We start from the raw sequence: 17,825 nt of genomic DNA on the forward strand, positions 1-17,825 counted from the left end.
TAAGTCGGAGCGATGACCGCGGAGCCGGGCCTGCTGGCGGGACGGTACCGGGTGACCGAGTCGCTCGGCGAGGGCGGCATGGGCCGGGTCTGGCTGGCCCGGGACGTGGTGCTGGACCGGGACGTGGCGGTCAAGGAGGTCGTGCTGCCTCCGGACCTGGTCGCGCGGGAGCGGGACGCGCTGCGGCGGCGGACGCTGCGGGAAGCGCGGGCGGCGGCGCGGCTGACCCATCGGAACGTGGCACAGGTCTTCGACGTGTTCGAGGCGGACGGCCATCCGTGGATCGTTCTGGAACATGTTCGGTCGCGATCGCTGCAGGAGGTGCTGGACGCCGAGGGGCCGCTGGAGCCGCGGCGGGTGGCCGAGATCGGGTTGGCGGTGCTGGCCGCGCTGCGGGCGGCGCACCGGGCCGGGGTGCGGCACCGGGACGTGAAACCGTCCAATGTGCTGCTGGCCGGCGACGGTCGGGTGGTGCTGACCGACTTCGGGATCGCGACGATCGAGGACGACGGCAATACCACCAGTTCCGAACTACTGCTCGGCTCGCCGCAGTTCATGGCGCCGGAGCGGGCGCTGCGCGGGGAGTCGGGGCCGGCGTCGGATCTGTGGTCGCTCGGCGCGACGCTGTACGCGGCGGTGGAGGGGCGGCCGCCGTATCAGCGGCCGTCGGCGGTGGGGACGTTGATGGCGCTGGCGGCGGAGGAGCCGGAGCCGCCGCATCGGGCCGGGAAGTTGCGGCCCGTGCTGGACGGGCTGTTGCGCAAGGACCCGGAGGAGCGGATCGATGCGGAGGAGGCGCGGCGGCGGCTGCTTCGCGCGGCCGAGCCGGTCGCGCTGCCCGCTGCTTCGGGGATCGCGGGCGGCGGGTGGCGGCGCCGGCCGGTGATCGTCGCGCTGGTCGTGGTGGTGGCGCTGCTGGCGGTCGCCGCGACGGTGGTCGTCGCTCGGGGCGGGCGGTCGGGAAAGGGGCAGGCAATCGCCCCGGCGCCGTCCTCCCTCGGGGCGTCGGCCGTCGTCTCGACCGCTGCGCGGCCGACGGCCTCCGCCGGGCCGTCGACGCCCATGCCGCCGACCAGCCCGGCCGGTGAGCGGCCGCCGACCGGGTGGATCGACTACCACGACCCGACCGGGTTCTCGGTGTACGTGCCGAAGGGGTGGACCAGGTCGCAACGAGGGTCGATCGTGTACTTCCGGGGCGCGGGGCGCGTGCTCGGCATCGATCAGACGACCCACCCGAACATGAACCCGGTCGCCGACTGGCGCGGAAAGGCCGGCTACCGGGTCGCGCACGGCGACTTCCCCGGCTACCGGGAGATCCGGATCGAGGCGGTGAAGTACTTCGTCAAGGCCGCGGACTGGGAGTTCACCTTCGACGGGTCGCGCGCCCGGCAGCACGTCAACAATCGTGGCGTGGTGGTGAACGACCATCAGGCGTACGGGATCTACTGGCAGGCGCCGGACGCCTCCTGGGGCAGCGCGTACGCGGATCTCCAACTGGTCTTCGGCAGTTTCCGGCCGCGGAGCTGACCGTGCTAGCCGAGCGGCTAGGCGCCCGGCGCAACCGGTAGCATCCCGGGATGTACGAGAACCGGCCCGGCACGGCCCGCGAGCGGCTGCTGGCCGCGGCGCTCGACCTGTTCGCCGAGCACGGCGTGAGCGGCACCTCGCTCCAGATGATCGCCGATCGGCTCGGCGTGACGAAGGCGGCGGTCTACCACCAGTTCCAGACCAAGGACGAGATCGTGCTCGCCGTGATCGATCCGGCGCTCGAGCGGCTCGGGCCGATCGCCGACCACGCCGAGGCGCAGCGCGGCCAGACCGCCCGGCGGGACACCGTGCTGGCCGGGATCGTCGACCTGGTCGTGCAGCAGCGGAAGGTGGCGACGACGCTCAGTTTCGATCCGGTCGTGAAGCGCCTCGTCCGCGCCCATCCGGCCCTGCGGTCGCTGCACCGCGTCCGCCGGCTGCTCGGCGGCACCGCGCCCGACCCGGGCAGCCGGGTGCGGATGGCGGTGCTCAGCGGCGGCCTCATCATGGCGGGGGCCGACCCGGCGGTGGCCGGCCTGGACGACGAGGACTTCCGCGACCACCTGCTCGCGGCGGCCCGCCGCATCCTGAAGGGCTGACCGTTCGAGCCGCTGTGGGCAGGCAGCCGTACACGAACGGTCGATCGCGTCCGGGTTCCGTACGGCCGAAAGTGATCCGATGACCATGCCGCGCCCGAAACCCGCCCTGATCAGCCTCGCCGTCCTCGGCGTCCTTCTCACCGGCTGCTCCGCCACCGAACAGCCCGGCCGGCCGGCCGCCGATGTCGTCACCAGCACGCCGGCCGCCGGCGACCCGACGGCCGAGGCGACCCCGGCCGCCGAGACCCCGACAGCCGAGGCGACCCCGGCCGCCGAGGCGACGACCAAGACTCCGGCGCCGGCCGTGACCACGGTCAAACCGCGGCCGAAGGCGACGACCAGCAAGCCGAGCCCGAGGCCGACCCCGAAGCCGACCACGAAGAAGCCGAGCCCGACGCCGACCACCAAGCCGCCGTCCGGGCAACAGGGTGTGCACCCGGGCGCGTTCTGCGCACCGGAGGGCGCGATCGGTTACACGTCGAAGGGCACGAGGATGCGCTGCACCCGCAAGGCGGGCGAGGACCGGGCCCGCTGGCGGGCGGCCTGACCGGCGCACTGGCTCGAAGCGGCCGGACGAGGCACCATCAGCGGAGACGCGGGTCGGCCCTCTTATCCAACTCTTAGGGAAGCGTGAAGGACCTTTAACCCGCGCGCCCGAAGGTAGGAGCATGTCCGCCACCACTCTGTCGCCACCGATCGCCCGCCTCCCCCGGGCGGCGCCACGGTGGTGGGCGGATCTGGGCGGTCTGGCCGCCGGGACGTCGCTGCTGATCGTGACCGCCCTGTGGGTGTCGGACGGCGGCGTGCAGGCGCTCTCGACGGGCTTCCCGCTCGCGTCCGGGCAGCTCACCGGCCTGTGGTCGGCCGATCTGCTCCTGCTGCAGGTGCTGCTGATGGCGCGGATCCCGATCGTGGAGCGCGCGTTCGGGCAGGATCGGCTGGCGCGGTGGCACCGATGGGTGGGTTTCAGCTCGTTCTGGCTGATGGTGGCGCACATCGTGCTGATCACGATCGGATATGGCAGCCTCGCCCGGTTCGTGCCGACCTTGTGGGATCTGACGGCCAACTATCCGGGCATGCTGCTCGCGGTGGCCGGCAGCGCGCTGCTCGTGCTGGTCGTGGCCACCTCGCTGCGGGCGGCGCGCCGGAAGTTGCGCTATGAGTCGTGGCATCTCCTGCACCTGTACGCGTACCTGGGCGTCGGCCTGGCGCTTCCGCATCAGTTGTGGACCGGTCAGGACTTCCTCGGGTCGGTGGCGGCGACCGTCTACTGGTGGACGCTGTGGGCGGTGTCGGCGGGCGCGATCCTGGCGTACCGGATCGGCCTGCCCGCCTGGCGCAACTGGCGGCACCGCCTGGTCGTCTCGCACGTGGCGCCGGAGGGGCCGGGTCTCACCTCGGTCTATCTGAGCGGGCGCGCGCTGGAGCGGCTGCCGGTGCGGGCCGGACAGTTCTTCCAATGGCGTTTTCTGGACGGTCCCGGCTGGTCGCGATCGCATCCGTACTCGTTGAGCGCGACGCCGCACGGCGGCCTGCTGCGGATCACCGTGAAGGACCTCGGCGACGGAAGCGCGCGGGTGGCGGGGCTGCGGCCGGGGACGAGAGTCCTGGTCGAGGGGCCTTACGGCAAACTGACCAGCGAGACGTACGCCGGCGGCCCGGTCACCATGCTGGCCTGCGGGATCGGCGTGACGCCGCTGTTGTCGCTGCTCGGCGAGCTGCCGTACGGGCCGGGCCAGGCGACGCTGATCTACCGGGCGCGCAGCGAGGCGGAGATCGCGTTCCGGCACGAGCTGGAGTGGTTCGCGGCGCGGCGCGGGGTCCGGGTGGTGTATCTGCTCGGCCGGCGCGCGCAGCGGGAGTCGTGGCTGCCGGCCCGGTACGCGGACCACGCGGACGCGGCGGCGCTGACCGAGATCGCTCCCCAGGTGGCGCGATCGGATGTGTACATCTGCGGGCCCGAGGAGTGGGCCGAGGCGGCCCGGGCGGCCGCGCGCCAGGCGGGAGCGCCGGCCGCGCGGGTGCACACCGAGCTGTTCTCCTGGTGAAGGCGGAAGGGTCGAGATGCGTCGGATAACGCTGTGGCTGTTCTCCACGGTGGCCGCGGTGGTGTTGCTGTTCAGCTACCGGACCAGCCTGGAGGGGCCGTCGGCGTCCTCGTCGACCGCGGTGGCCTCGGCGCCGCTCGCCGGCGGGTCGGGTGAGAACGAGGACGACGGCACCTCGACCGGTGGCGGCACGTCGAGCGGCGGCAAGACCTACACCGGGTCGATCGCGCAGACCCGCTGGGGGCCGGTGCAGGTCAGCATCACCGTGTCGGGTGGGAAGGTCACCGACGTGGCGGTGCCGACCTATCCGAACGAGAACGGCCGGGACGTCGAGATCAACGCGCGGGCGCTGCCGGTCCTGCGCCAGGAGACCCTGGACAAGCAGAGCGCCGACATCGACGCGGTCTCCGGCGCTACCGTCACCAGCGACGGCTACAAGGAGTCGCTGCAGTCCGCGCTGGACGCCGCGAACCTGAAGTGAGAGGGGACCCGTGCGGATCCTGGTGGTGGAGGACGACGCGGCGGTGCGCGACTCGCTCGCCCGTACGCTCCGGTTCGAGGGCCACCGGGTGGACACGGCCGAGGACGGCGTGCAGGCGCTCGAGGCGGTGCGGTCCGCCGAGCCGGACGCGATGATCCTCGACGTGAGCATGCCGCGGCTCGACGGCTTGCAGACCTGCCGCCTGTTGCGCGCCGACGGCGTGGTCCTGCCGATCCTGATGCTCACCGCCCGGGACAGCGTCGGCGATCGGGTGGCCGGGCTGGACGCGGGCGCGGACGACTATCTGGTGAAGCCGTTCGCCTTGCAGGAGCTGCTGGCCCGGCTGCGGGCGCTGCTGCGGCGATCGGTACTGACCACGCCGCCGGGCCCGGCCGAGCCGGCCGGCGACGACGTGCTCACGTTCGCCGACGTACGCCTCGACCCGACCACCCGGGAGGTGTGGCGCGGCGACCGGGCGCTGCGGCTGACCCGTACGGAATTCGCGATCCTGGAGGCCTTCCTTCGGCACCCGCGCCAGGTGCTGACCCGGGCGGCGCTGTTCGAGCAGGTGTGGGGCTACGACTTCGGCGAGTCGTCCAACAGCATCCACGTCTACCTGGGGTACCTGCGGCGGAAGCTGGAGGCGGAGGGCGAGTCGCGGCTGCTGCACACCGTGCGCGGGGTGGGCTTCGCGCTGCGCGAGGAGCCGCTGTGACCGCCTGGTGGGGCCGGCAGAACCTGCACTCGCGGCTGGCGCTGCTGGTGGCGGGGACGGTCGCGCTGGCCCTGGTGGCGTTCGCGGTGGCGTCCTGGATCGCCGTGCGCGAGCTGCAGGAGCATCGGATCAGCGAGCAGCTCAGCGCGGACGCGCTGGCCATCTCCCAGGCGCCCGGGCAGTGGGCGGCGACCGGGGCGGTGCTGCCCGATCCGGGCTTTCCCGGGGGCGGCGGGCCGGGCCGGTTCGGCCCGCATCGCCGGGAGCTGGGCCCGCGCTGGCAGATCGTCGACTCGTCGGGAGCCGTGACCAGTTCGGCGGACAGCCCGCTGCCGGTGACCGCGCTCACCCGGCAGGCGGCCGCCGGACAGACCCGCCGCCATCCGGTGCAGGAGCAGGTGGCGATCGGCGGCGAGAGCTACCAGATGCTCACCATGCCGCTCACCGGCGGGGGCGCGGTGCAGGTCGCCATCAACGAGGGCGATTCCCACCGTACGCTGGCGGTCCTGGCCTTCCTGCTGGCCGCCGGTTGCGTGATCGGCATCGCCGCGGCGGCCTTCGCCGGCCGGGCCGTGGCGCGGGCCGGCCTGCTGCCGGTGGAACGGCTCACGTCGGCGGTCGAGGACGTCGCGGCGACGACCGATCTGACCCGGCCGATCGAGGTGACCGGCGACGACGAGATTGCCCGGCTGGGCCGGTCGGTGAACACCATGCTGACCGCGATCGACAGCTCCCGCCGCGCGCAACGGGCGCTGGTCGAGGACGCCGGGCACGAGCTGCGCACGCCGCTGACCAGCATCCGCACCAACGTGGAACTGCTGCTCGCGGTCGAGCGGCAGCCCGACCTGGCGCACCGGCTGCCGCCCGAGGAGCGGGCCAAGCTCCTCGAGGACCTCGACGCGCAGGTGCGCGAACTCGCCACGCTCACCACCGAACTGGTCGAACTCGCTCGCGAGGAGACCACCCGGGAGGAGCCGGAACCGGTCGAGCTGAGCGATGTGGTCACGGCCGCGATCAATCGGGTACGGATCAGGGCGCCCGGGCTCACCTTCACCACGAAGCTGACCCCGGTCACGGTGACCGGGCGCCCGAGCGAACTCGAGCGGATGGTCGTGAACGTTCTCGACAACGCCGCGAAATGGAGCCCGCCCGGCGGCGAGGTGACCACGACGCTCACCGCCGACGGCACGCTGACCGTTTCGGACGCCGGGCCGGGCATCGCCGAGGACGACCTGCCGTTCGTTTTCGATCGGTTCTACCGGGCCACGGCCGCGCGCTCGATGCCGGGATCGGGCCTCGGGCTGGCCATCGTGGCGCAGACCGCGGCGCACCACGGCGGAACGGTCACGGCCGGTCCGAATCCGCCCCGGGGAACCACCGTGACGATTCGCCTACCTGCGACGTCCTGATTAGACGACGTTCTAGGAAACTTCCGTGTCAGCGCGTAGATGTGTCGCCGCCAGATATTGTTTTCCGTGAGTGCAGTGCCGGCCCATAGCGTCCGGCGCATGAGCGAAATGGTCAACAACGGGATCAGCCGCCGCGGCGCGCTGATCGCCCTCGGCGCGGTCGGCGCGGCGGCCACCGTCGCGACGGACGCGACGCCGGCGGCCGCCGCCTCCTCACCCCTGCTGCTCGGCAAGCCGGAGAGCCTCGGCGCTCCGCCCGTCGAGGGCCTGCACCTGACCTTCGGCGCCGACCCGGCGACCCGCATGGTCGTCTCCTGGATCACGCACACCGCGGTGCGCCGGCCGCGGGTGAGCTACGGCTCGCTCGACGGCGGGCACGGGAACTGCGTCGAGGCGGAGACCCGCACGTACGTGGACGGCCTCTCCGGCAAGACCGTGTACGCGCATCACGCCACGCTCGCCGGGCTGCGGCCGGACACCTATTACACGTACGCGGCGCTGCACGACGGCGGCCGGCCCGACGCCGGCACGTTCCAGACGGCGCCGCGCGGCCGGTCGGCGTTCACCTTCACCAGCTTCGGCGACCAGTCGGTGCCGCAGGTGACCTGGCAGCCGGACGGCAAGGGCGGCTACACGCCCCAGATGAACGCCAACAACACCCCGGCCAACGCCGACATCGTCGCCGGCATCGAGCAGATCAACCCGCTGTTCCACCTGCTCAACGGCGACCTGTGCTACGCCAACCTGGACCCCGACCGGGTCCGTACGTGGAACTCGTTCTTCGCCAACAACACCCGGTCGGCGCGCTACCGGGCCTGGATGCCGGCGGCCGGCAACCACGAGAACGAGAAGAACAACGGGCCGCTCGGGTTCAGCGCCTACCAGACGTACTTCAAGCTCCCCGGCAACGGCGACGCGGCCGAGTTGCAGGGCCTCTGGTACGCGTTCACGGTCGGCTCGGTGCGGGTGATCAGCCTGCAGAACGACGACGTGGCGCTGCAGGACGGCGGCGACAACTACGTCAGCGGCTACTCCGGCGGCGGCCAGCGCCGGTGGCTGGAGAACGAGCTCGCCAAGGCCCGCGGCTCGCACGACATCGACTGGATCGTCGTCTGCATGCACCAGGTGATGGTCAGCTCGTCCGACGCGAACGGCTCCGACCTGGGCATCCGGCAGAACTGGGGCCCGCTGTTCGACAAGTACCAGGTCGACCTGGTGGTCTGCGGGCACGAGCACGACTACGAGCGGTCGCTGCCGGTGCGGGGCGTGGTCTCCGGCACCGAGACGCTCACCCCGCGGCCGGCCGGCACCGACACGTCGACGGTCGACGCCTCGGCCGGGACCACCCACATGGTGCTGGGCGGCGGTGGCGTCAGCGGCACCACGAACGGCAAGTTCTTCCCGGCGAACAAGGCCAAGGTGATCACCGCGGTCGGCGCGCCGCCGGCCGGTGGCGGCAAGCGGCCCGCGACCTACGTGTTCGAGGAGACGCCCTGGCTGGCGTTGCGGGACGCGGAGCACCCGTACGGCTTCGCGGCCTTCACGGTGGACCCGGGCACCGGGCCGGGGTCGGTCACCCGGATCTATGTGACGTACTACAACGTGACCGTCCCGGACGGGGAGATCGTGCCGCTGGAGAGCTTCACGCTGCAGCGCCGCCGCTCCGACCGGCACCACTGACCGCGGGTCAGGGGCGGCCCGGTCTCAGGCCGGTCCGCCCTCGGCCGCTGAAACTTGGCCGCCCTCCGCGGCCGCTGAAACGTGGCCGCCCTCCTCGGCCGCTGAAACTTGGCCGCCCGCGGTGGCCGCGGCCGCTGAAACCCGGCCGCTCAGGCCGGCCCGCCCAGCTGGTCGATCGAGCGCAGCGCCTCGATCACGCTCGCGATGTGCTCGCGCATCGACTCCTCGGCTGCCTTCGGGTCGCCGGCGCGGATCGCGGCGATGATGCGCTCGTGCTGGGGCAGCGACTGCTGCGGCCGGCCGGGCAGCAGCGACAGCACGAACTGGTGCCGGACCAGCTGGCCGCGGAGCGTGCCGACGATCCGGTCGGCCGTACGGTGGCCGGCGATCTCGCGGATCAGCGCGTGCAGCCTGCCGTTCAGATCGTGGTAGCGCCGGTGCTCACCGGACTCGACCGCGCGCCGCATCAGCAGGCCGATCTCGTCGAGCTCGGAGGCGCGCCCGGCGTCGATCCGCTCGGCGGCGCGGGCGGCGATCAGGCCCTCGACCACCATGCGTACCTCGGTGATCTCGACCGCCTCGTCGAGCGACACCTTGCGCACGTGGGCGCCCCGGTTGCGCTCGGTCTCGACCAGGCCCTCGGCGGTCAGATCCTGCAGGGCCGCGCGCACGTTGAACCGGCTCGCCGCGAACCGGGTCATCAGCTGCGCCTCGACCAGCCGCTCGCCGGGCAGGAACTCGCCCTGGAGAATCGCGTCGCGCAGGGCGTCGCTCACGTGCCGACGGTCACCGTCGCCCTCTGCCGCCATCGATATTCGTCGTCCCTGTGGTCGCCGCCTGATCGGGTGGGCGCAAGGATACCGCCCGGCCGTGACGCGACGCCGTCCGGTTCTCGCCGGTGTCTCGCCGAGCGAGTATCTCGCCGAGCGAGTGTCTCGCCGAGCGAGTGTCTCGCCGAGCGAGTATCTCGCCGAGCTAGTATCTTGCTCGGCGTGTGAAAGTCGCACTGCTAGCATCGCGCCTATAGGCCCCGAGCGGCGTCTCCTCGTCGCCATGCTGGTGCTGATCGTCTGCGACGTGATCGGCGGCTTCATCGGCGTCGCCACGGGCGCCACCACCTGGGGCAAGGCCTGGGGCTTCAACACCAACTCCACCGTGCCGCTGCCGGTCGGGGCCGTGCAACTCCTCCTCGCCTGGCTGGCCGCCCGCAACGTACGCCCTCCCACCGGCCTGGTCGCGGCCGTCCTTCTCAGCGTGTTCTGCCTGATCAGCGTGCTCTCCGGGTTGTTCGACGGCGACCTCGCCGGCAGCGTCGCGTCGCGCGGGCTGGTCTCCTGGGGGTTCGTCTGGGCGGTCGTTCTGCTGGTGGCCACCGCCGTTGTCGGTCTGCTCGCCGCCGCCCGGGCGCGGGAGCTGCGCCGGCTTCGCTGACGGCCCAGGGTCTCGACCGGCCGCGGGCGTGGGCCGGCATGAGGCGGGCGGCGGCCCCAGGGCCGAGATCAGCGGGGCGACGCCCGACCTGATCGGGGCGGGGCGCGGGGATGCCCTGACGAGCGGCGCATCGGCCGAGTGACACGCCAGGCGTGCGGGAAGCGGGCGAGCGTCCGGCGCGCCCTCAGCAACTCGGCCTGGGTGCCGATCTGACGATCGTGCCGGAACAGCTTTTCCTGCTCGGCAACCTGGTCATCATGACGGCCTATGCGGCGATCATGGTGGCCATCGTGGTGCCGGTCGGGCGGGCCGGCCAGCTGCGGAGCAACAAGCTGGCGGTGGCCACCGCTCTCATCTTCTTCAGCTGCGCGGTCGGGCACGGCCTGCACGCGCTCAGCACGTACCAGGCGATCATCGCCGCCGCGGCGGACGGCGGCGCCCACCTGCACCACGCCGGTGGCGGCCACGGCTGGCCCTCGGCCGTCTGGGACCTGCTCACCGCCGCCATCGGCGTCTACTACTGGACGTTGCGCCGCGGCTACGGGGTGCTGCTCGGGCCCGGCGCGATCTACGTGGCGCCCGGGGAGCGGCAGCGCCTGGACGAGGCCGACGCGCGGGAGCGGGCGGCCCGGGACGCCGCCGAGAATCATCGGACCACGCTCGCCGCGGTGGCCGAGCACACCGACGCCGCGATCCTCGGGGTCGATCTCGACGGGCTGGTCACCGCGTGGAACGGCGGGGCGGAGGCGATGTTCGGGTGGCGGGCCGAGGAGATCGTCGGGCGGCCGGTCTCGATGATCACCGACGAGTCGGGGGCCGATCAGCAGCGGGAGCTCCTGGAGCGGATGAACGGCGGGGAGCGGCATCTCGCGTACGAGACCCGCCAGCTGCGCAAGGACGGCTCGGTCGTCGAGGTGTCGGTGAACCTGGCGGCGATCCGGGACTCGTCGGGGGCGATCACCGGGACCTCGGTGGTGGCCCGGGACATCGGCGCCGCCAAGGAGGCCGCCGACCGGCAGCGGGCGCTCGAGGAGCGCACCCACCAGGCGCAGCGGATGGAGAGCCTGGGCAAGCTGGCCGGCGGGATCGCGCACGACTTCAACAACATCCTGGCGATCATCGTGAACTACACCGAGTTCGCGATGGAGGAGAGCGACGGCAACCCGAAGATCCTGGACGACCTGGCCCATGTGCGTACGGCCGCGGACCGGGCCATGAATCTCACCCGGCAGCTGCTCACCTTCACCCGCGGCGACACGATCCAGCCGCAGGACGTCGACCTCAACGCCGCGATCGCCGAGGTGCGCACGATGCTCGACCGGACGATCGGCGAGGACATCGCCCTCTTCGCCCGGCCGGCCGGACGGCCGCTGACCGTGCACGGCGACCCCGGCCAGCTGCAGCAGGTGCTGCTCAACCTGGCGATCAACGCCCGGGACGCGATGCCGGACGGCGGCACGCTCGTGCTGGAGGCCGACGAGGCGGTGCTGGACGGCGACGAGCTCAACATGCGGCCCGCGGTGGCCGCCGGACACTACGCCCGCCTGCAGGTCAGCGACACCGGGGAGGGCATGTCCGCCGAGGTCGCGGCGCACATCTTCGAGCCGTTCTACACCACCAAACCCCGGGGCAAGGGTACGGGTCTGGGCCTGGCCACCGTCTACGGGATCGTCACCGAGGCCGGTGGGAGCATCAACGTGTTCTCCGAGCTCGGGGTCGGCACCACGTTCCGGATCTACCTGCCGCTCGCCACCACCGAGGCCGGCGTGCCGGTACCGGTCGCCCGCGGCGCGGCCCCGCCGGGCGGCGCGGGGCGGACCGTGCTGGTGGTCGAGGACGAGGCGGCGCTAGCCCGGGTGGTGACCCGCATCCTCACCGGGGCCGGTTACCGGGTGCTGGCCGCGGGGACCGGCGCCGAGGCGTACGCCATCTTCCGGGAGAAGGGCTGCGACGCGCTGCTCACCGACGTGATCATGCCGGAGATGTCCGGGCCGCGACTGGCCGAGCTGGTGCACGAGCGGACGCCGGGGCTGCCGGTGCTGTACATGTCCGGCTATTCCAACGGGCTGCTCGGCACGACGCGGGTGCTCGGCGAGGAGTTCCCGCTGTTGGAGAAGCCGTTCACGGCCGGCGACCTGCTGCGCAAGGTGCACGAGGCGTTCAGTCTCGCCCCATCCGATCCTGCGGAGACAGGTGCTCCACGGTGATCCCGGTGTCGGTGAAGGTGCGGGTCACAACCCGGCTTCTTCGCCTCGCTGTCGACGATGGTCGCCCACCCCATCGTCGCCGAGGGCGGCGTCGCCATCAAACGCGACGCCGGAATCCTGGGCGGCCTGGGCGTAGCCGGCGGCACCGGCGACGAGGACCAGCACATCGCCGACTCGGTTCTTGCGGCCTTGGGATATCAATGGGAGTTCCAGTCCTGGGGCGTGCCGGGCAAGCGAGGCTGAGAGTCGGTATCCATGCGCGTTCCGCCGAACCGGGTCGGCGCCCTCGTCCTCCGGTGGGCGTTCCGCGGTGGCGCGCTTCTGCTCGGCATCGGCTGCCTGTTCGCGCTGTTCCGCATCGAGTCCGATTACTTGGGGCTGCTGTCCCATCCCGCGCACGCCGTGGCGACCGTGGAGGACACCCAGGGGGTCGGCCGCCAAGAGGACTATTTGATCACTTTTACCACGCCGGCCGGCACGCCCGAGACGCTATGGACCGAATCCCTCGACGGCGGCACGCGGGTCGGCGACCGGGTCAACATCACCTACGACGCTCGCCGGGCCAGCAACCTCAGGGAAGGCCACGTCCACGCCGTCTCGATGGTCGCGCCCGCCGTCCTCCTGCTCGCCGTCGCCGCGGTCCTCTTCTGGCAGGCGATCTCCGGAATGAGTACGGTGCCGGCGGAGGACTAGGCGAGGACGTCGCCGAACGAAACATCACGCTGGGCGAGGCGGGGGCGGACCGTTCCGAGATCGTGTCCGCGAAGTGGTCGCTGGCGGTGTGTGCCTCGAATGCCGATCGGTCGATGTATTGCTCGTACAAATTGAAGGCCGGCGGCGACGCCTCGGCCTCGGCATGCACCTCGTAGGCGCGCAGTGCACAGGATCCTCCAGGGACTTGTCGATGTATTCGGCCCGGGGATTCCATCAGATTTCCGACTCCGGCTCGCACGCGCGTGGTGCAACCAGTGCATGCCTGCGAGTGCGTGGTTGCTCACCATTAGGGTTCCTACTATTCGGCCTGAATGCGCGAACCCGAGGAGTGGGGATGTTCGTACGTACCATGGAAACGCTCGCCGGAGGGGTCGGCGTGTTCGACCCGGTGGACGTGCGGCAGCCCGTGGTCCGGGTTCCAGCGCTCACGGCCGCCCAGGTCACCGGAATCTACGACGCGGCCGGGCGGGGCTTCGCGGTCTGGCGGCGCACGCCGGCGCCGGAGCGTGCAAAGGTGCTGGCGAGGGCCGGGGGGCTGCGGCGGGAGCGGGCCGGCGAGATCGCGCTCGGCGTGGCCACGGAGAACGGCAAGACGCTCCGGGCGGCGCGCGACGAGGTCGAGAAGGCCGCCGACTTCCTCGACTACTGCGCGGGGCACGCCCGGGAGGCGTACGGGTCGCTCGTCCATGACGTACGCCCGGACACCCGCAAGGACAGCGGCTCGGCGTTCAAGGAGCAGGGCGTCGAGGCGCTGACCTCCCACACCCGGGTCAAGACCGTCGCGATCCACTTCGGGCGGTGACCGGGATGTCGGACGAGACGATCGGGATCATCGGGGCCGGCATCGTGGGCCTGGCCATCGGGCGTGAGCTGACCAAGCGGCGGCCGGGCGCGCGGGTCGTGGTGGTCGAGAAGGAGAGCCGCGTCGCGGTGCACCAGACCGGGCACAACTCCGGGGTCGTGCACGCGGGCATCTACTACCGGCCGGGCAGCCTCAAGGCGCTGCTCTGCACCCGCGGCGGGGCCATGCTGCGGGAGTACTGCGCGGACCGGAAATTGCCGTACGACGAATGTGGGAAGTTGGTCGTTGCGGTCAACGCGGACGACGTGACCCGGCTGGACGCGCTGGCCGCCCGCGCGGGGGCGAACCTGGTGCCGGGGCTGCGGCGGGTCGGGCCCGAGGAGATCCTGGAGATCGAGCCGCACGGGACCGGGCTGGCCGCGCTCTACTCGCCGAAGACCGCGATCACCGATTACGTGAAGATCGCGCAGTCCTTCGCCGACGACATCATGGCGGCGGGCGGCGAGGTGCGGTTCAACTTCCCGGTCACTTCCGTGCGGCGGGATACCGGTGCCTTGTCCGTTCTGTCCCCGGCGGGCGAGGTGCGGGCCGACGAGTTGATCGTCTGCGCGGGCATCCAGAGCGACCTGGTCGCGGGGCTGGCGGGCGACATCGCGGCGCCACGGATCATTCCGTTCCGCGGCGAGTACATGAAGGTCAAACCCGAAAAGGCCGATATGGTACGCGGGCTGATCTACCCGGTGCCCGACCCGCGGTACCCGTTCCTGGGCGTGCACTACACCCGCCGCGTGGACGGGACGCTCGAGGTGGGGCCGAACGCGGTGCTCGCGACGGCGCGCGAGGGCTACCGGCTGGGCGACCTCTCGGCGCGCGACCTGTGGGGGATCGCGTCCTGGCCCGGGACCTGGCGGATGGCGGCCAAGCACTGGCGGACCGGCATCAAGGAGATGTACGGGTCGGTCTCCAAGAGCGCGTACATGAAGGCGGCCCGGCTCTACGTCCCGGAGATCGGCGTGCAGGACGTGGTGCGGGCCGGTGCCGGCGTACGCGCGCAGGCCCTGGACCGCGACGGCAGCCTGGTCGACGACTTCCGCATCCACCGGCTGGGCCCGGTCACGGCGGTCCGCAACGCGCCCTCGCCGGCCGCCACCTCCAGCATGGCCATCGCCGAGCACGTGCTCGACGTGATCGACGGCAAGGCCACGTAGCGCGGACTCTTCCTGCAACAACCGGTTGCGCGCCAGGGACTTAGCACGGCCCGCCGGCGAGCCGGGTGGTCGCCAACACCGGCAGAACGCACTGATCCTGGCCCTCGACCCGGCCGCGTTCGGCGACGCCACCGAGTTCACCCGGCACGTCGCGGAGACACTGACCGCCCTGCACGGCCTGCCCCAGCACGACCCGGCCAACCCGATCCGCTACCGGGCGAAAACAGCGCGGCGGTCGCCGAGTCGCGGGCGGCCAATTGCGTCCCGGTCGCCCCGAAGGTCTGGGCCGAGCTGGAAGTCGCGGCGGACAAGCTCGGCGTCGTGATGCCCACGCCGCGCTGACGAGGGCTGAGGCGACAGTCCGCGCTGGCCCGACCACCCAAACCCGGGCCTGGCCGGTGGTCGACGCCTTCAGGACGGGGCCCCTTCCACAGCTGCAGCAGTTGCCTCGCTCGGCGAGTATCTCGCTCGGCGAGTATCTCGCCCAGCAAGTATCTCGCCCAGCAAGTATCTCGCCCAGCGAGTATCTCGCCCGGCGTGAGACACCAGGGTCGGCGTGGCCACTGCGGCGTGCGGGGCCGGCGCGGCGCGGTGGCGCGGGGCGGGTCGGGGCGGGTGGCGCGGGGGGCTGGGCGGGGTGGCGCGGCGCGCGGGGCGGGGGCGGGGGCGAGGGCGAGGGCGGGGCGATCTTGAAGGAGCGGCGTTCCCAGCTAACCGGAAATCTCCGCTCTCGGCCAAGTCGAGCGCATCGGTGTGGATTTTCCGTTCGCGGGGAACGGCGGGCCTTCAAGATCTGCCGGGGACGTCGGCGAGCGGTGAGCAGCAGTGGGTTCTGGTGCACCGGTGCGTGATGGTGCCCAGGGGCGGGGGTTGTGGTCTTGGGCCGGGCCCGCGCGGCGGCCGGGGTCGGAGCCGGTGTTGCAGCCGGCGCTCCGGGCACGCCGGGGACCTGTCTGGCGCCCGTACGGTAAAGGTGCGAAAGGGAAACGCTCAGGTCTCGCATCGCGTTTCAGCGGCGTGCCAGGGTCGCTTCAGCGGGGCCTGTCAGGCTGGGGCCGCTCATGGTTGGGACCTGCGAGCGGGGGCAATGACGCCGGACCGTCGCGGGCGCCTGAGTCCCGGGCAGCCGGACCGTGCCGGCTGCCCGGTTCTCGTCAGGCTCGGTGCAGGCGGACGGCCACCGCGGTGCGGGAGTAGGACACCTCGGCGCGGTAGCCGGTGGGGGCGACCACCTTGGCGAAGCGGCCCCGGATGCGGCGGGCGCGCAGCACGGTTCCGTCGCAGCGGCCGGCGTTCTCGATGGTCAGGGTGCCGTCGAGGGCCGCGTCGCCGTCGATGCCGACGGTGTGCGAGACGGCCAGGGTGCCGGCGGCGGTGACGACCAGGTCGCCGCGGCCCAGTGCGCCGGGTGAGGCGGCGGCGAGGGTGCCGGCGGCGATGGTGGTGCCGCCGCGGTAGGAGTTGTCGCCGGTCAGGGTCAGGGTGCCCGCGCCGGTCTTGACCAGGCCGCCGCAGCCGTCGATGTCGTTGCGCCAGGCGTCGGCGGTGTCCAGCGAGACGACGACGTCGCGGTCGAAGGAGCCGTAGCCGTCGGCGGCGGCGAACAGGTTGAGGCGGCCCCAGCCCTCGGGGCCGTCGAGCAGCGCCCAGCCGGCGCCGATCGCGGTCGTGCGGAGCACCTCGCGGCGCTGGTCGGCGGAGAGGTACGGCTGCCGGGTCTCGAGCAGCACCTCGGCGCCCTTCGGCACCACGTACGCGCCGGCCGAGCAGCGGCCGCGGGGCAGGCCGTAGGTGAGCTTCGGGGTGACCAGGCGCTCGTTCGCCGCCCGGTCGCCGTAGGCGTCGGGGCCGGCCGGGACCACGGAACCGAAGTACGCGAGGGCCTGGGCGCGGGCGGCGGCCTTGAGGGTCGCGTTGGCCGGGTCGTTGAGGATCGCGGCGGCCAGCGCGGTGGCCAGGATCCGGCCGCCGATCACGTCGACGGGGGAGTGCATGCCGGCCACGATGCGGGTCTCGGCGAGGTCGAAGGCCGCGGTCACCAGCTCCTGGAAGCGCTCCGGAATCGCGTACGCGAAGGCCAGCGCGGCCAGGAAGAAGGCGTTGGTGTGGCCGCTCGGGAAGCCGCCGTCGGTGGCCGGCGTGGCGCTGCGCTGGCGCAGCAACTGCGGCACCACGACGACCGGCGAGTCGTAGACCGGGTAGCCGAGCGCGTCGACCGCACCGGTGTCCACCACGACGCTGTCCTTGTTCATCCGCCACGGGCGCGGGTACTGGTAGGCCGCCTTGCTCGGGTTGCCCGAGGAGTAGTTGCCGCGCAGCGTGTTGACCAGCGTGACGACCTGGCCGAGCGCGGAGGTGGGCGAGCCCGCGCCGAGGGTCGAACCGGCCGGGGCGCCGGCCGGGACGGTGTCGTCGATGGTGGTGGCGGGGGTGCCGGCGGGCGCCGAGGTGATCGAGGTGACCGCGAGGGCGCCGGCCCGGTAGCTCGCCGCCCACGGGCCGAGGCCGGAGATGGCGGCGTAGCTCTGGTTCTGCCGGTCCTGGACGAAGGCGCGGGCCTCGTCGGCGGCGGTGCGGGTCCGGGTGATCCGGGCCGCGTAGCCCATGCTCGCGTGCAGCGCGGGGGCGTCGAGCACGGTGCCGGTGTTCCAGGCCGTGCCGGTCTGCCAGAGCCGCTGCATGCCGGAGAGGGCGCGGACCGCGGCGTTGGTGTCGACGGTGACGTTGGCGCCGATATTGGTCTGGTAGTTGTCTACGAAGGACGTCGTGAGGGCCGCGACCGCGGGCAGTCCGCGGAGGATGGCCGGCCCGGCGACGACGCCGGCGGACGCCGCGACCGTGGCGCGCAGCAGCGCGCGACGGCTCAGCTGAGAATTGATCATGGGCGAATGCTCGATGACGACGGCGAACCGGCGGTGAATGACGCCAGAACGAGAACTTTTTTCACCTAGGAGTTTTAACACATGGATTCCATCGACCGCGATAAAAACCTACTCTCCGGTAC

16 protein-coding genes and 1 pseudogene are annotated in these 17,825 nt (G+C 72.2%); 14 read left to right on the forward strand and 3 right to left on the reverse strand.

Features of this window, described 5'->3' with window-relative positions; genetic code table 11:
• Positions 1-12 precede the first annotated feature (12 nt).
• From IH26_RS0143365 to IH26_RS0143400, 8 genes are all read left to right on the forward strand, one after another.
• Positions 13-1,527: a serine/threonine-protein kinase gene (locus IH26_RS0143365; protein ID WP_030442142.1), complete on the forward strand. Its 1,515-nt coding sequence runs from the start codon at positions 13-15 to the stop codon at positions 1,525-1,527.
• Positions 1,528-1,577: 50 nt separating this feature from the next.
• Positions 1,578-2,126: a TetR/AcrR family transcriptional regulator gene (locus tag IH26_RS0143370; RefSeq protein ID WP_030442143.1), complete on the forward strand. Its 549-nt coding sequence runs from the start codon at positions 1,578-1,580 to the stop codon at positions 2,124-2,126.
• A gap of 79 nt (positions 2,127-2,205) precedes the next feature.
• Entirely contained in the window at positions 2,206-2,673 is a 468-nt protein-coding gene (locus tag IH26_RS54735; RefSeq protein WP_030442144.1) for a hypothetical protein, read from the forward strand.
• A 121-nt stretch (positions 2,674-2,794) separates the two neighbouring features.
• Entirely contained in the window at positions 2,795-4,174 is a 1,380-nt protein-coding gene (locus IH26_RS0143380; protein ID WP_030442145.1) for a ferredoxin reductase family protein, read from the forward strand.
• 16 nt (positions 4,175-4,190) lie between these two features.
• Complete coding sequence (locus IH26_RS0143385) at positions 4,191-4,655, forward strand: FMN-binding protein (RefSeq protein ID WP_030442146.1); 465 nt, start codon at positions 4,191-4,193, stop codon at positions 4,653-4,655.
• A gap of 10 nt (positions 4,656-4,665) precedes the next feature.
• Positions 4,666-5,370 carry a response regulator transcription factor gene (locus IH26_RS0143390; protein ID WP_030442147.1) on the forward strand — a complete coding sequence of 235 codons (705 nt, stop codon included), beginning with the start codon at positions 4,666-4,668 and terminating at the stop codon, positions 5,368-5,370.
• Positions 5,367-6,779 (forward strand): sensor histidine kinase, encoded by a 1,413-nt coding sequence (locus tag IH26_RS0143395; RefSeq protein WP_030442148.1) that lies wholly within the window; start codon positions 5,367-5,369, stop codon positions 6,777-6,779. Before IH26_RS0143390 ends, IH26_RS0143395 begins: the two co-directional genes overlap by 4 nt.
• 99 nt (positions 6,780-6,878) lie before the next feature.
• Complete coding sequence (locus IH26_RS0143400; protein ID WP_030442149.1) at positions 6,879-8,459, forward strand: purple acid phosphatase family protein; 1,581 nt, start codon at positions 6,879-6,881, stop codon at positions 8,457-8,459.
• Between the two features lie 149 nt (positions 8,460-8,608).
• Here the strand turns inward: IH26_RS0143400 and IH26_RS0143405 are convergent, their stop codons facing one another.
• Positions 8,609-9,235: a GntR family transcriptional regulator gene (locus IH26_RS0143405; RefSeq protein ID WP_211268865.1), complete on the reverse strand. Its 627-nt coding sequence runs from the start codon at positions 9,233-9,235 to the stop codon at positions 8,609-8,611.
• Between the two features lie 277 nt (positions 9,236-9,512).
• On the opposite strand from IH26_RS0143405, the gene IH26_RS0143410 reads away from it, so the two are divergent.
• From IH26_RS0143410 to IH26_RS0143425, 4 genes are all read left to right on the forward strand, one after another.
• Entirely contained in the window at positions 9,513-9,890 is a 378-nt protein-coding gene (locus IH26_RS0143410; RefSeq protein ID WP_030442151.1) for a hypothetical protein, read from the forward strand.
• A 218-nt stretch (positions 9,891-10,108) separates the two neighbouring features.
• Positions 10,109-12,097: a PAS domain S-box protein gene (locus IH26_RS0143415; protein ID WP_051809643.1), complete on the forward strand. Its 1,989-nt coding sequence runs from the start codon at positions 10,109-10,111 to the stop codon at positions 12,095-12,097.
• Positions 12,098-12,154: 57 nt separating this feature from the next.
• Entirely contained in the window at positions 12,155-12,340 is a 186-nt protein-coding gene (locus tag IH26_RS0143420; protein ID WP_245665945.1) for a heme-binding protein, read from the forward strand.
• A gap of 12 nt (positions 12,341-12,352) precedes the next feature.
• Positions 12,353-12,790, forward strand: coding sequence for a hypothetical protein (locus IH26_RS0143425; RefSeq protein ID WP_030442154.1), 438 nt, complete (start codon positions 12,353-12,355; stop codon positions 12,788-12,790).
• 115 nt (positions 12,791-12,905) lie between these two features.
• On the opposite strand, the pseudogene IH26_RS64795 reads toward IH26_RS0143425, so the two are convergent.
• Positions 12,906-13,025 (reverse strand): annotated as a pseudogene (locus IH26_RS64795) (hypothetical protein); the annotation flags it as partial.
• 120 nt (positions 13,026-13,145) lie between these two features.
• Here IH26_RS64795 and IH26_RS0143430 point away from each other — a divergent pair.
• Entirely contained in the window at positions 13,146-13,613 is a 468-nt protein-coding gene (locus tag IH26_RS0143430) for an aldehyde dehydrogenase family protein (RefSeq protein ID WP_030442155.1), read from the forward strand.
• A 5-nt stretch (positions 13,614-13,618) separates the two neighbouring features.
• Positions 13,619-14,821 (forward strand): L-2-hydroxyglutarate oxidase, encoded by a 1,203-nt coding sequence (gene lhgO / locus IH26_RS0143435; protein ID WP_030442156.1) that lies wholly within the window; start codon positions 13,619-13,621, stop codon positions 14,819-14,821.
• Between the two features lie 1,154 nt (positions 14,822-15,975).
• Here the strand turns inward: lhgO and IH26_RS64105 are convergent.
• Complete coding sequence (locus tag IH26_RS64105; protein WP_030442157.1) at positions 15,976-17,703, reverse strand: phosphatase PAP2 family protein; 1,728 nt, start codon at positions 17,701-17,703, stop codon at positions 15,976-15,978.
• Between the last annotated feature and the right edge of the window lie 122 nt (positions 17,704-17,825).

Origin of the sequence: Actinoplanes subtropicus (assembly GCF_000721705.1) — a bacterium.
GTDB classification, from domain to species: domain Bacteria; phylum Actinomycetota; class Actinomycetes; order Mycobacteriales; family Micromonosporaceae; genus Actinoplanes; species Actinoplanes subtropicus.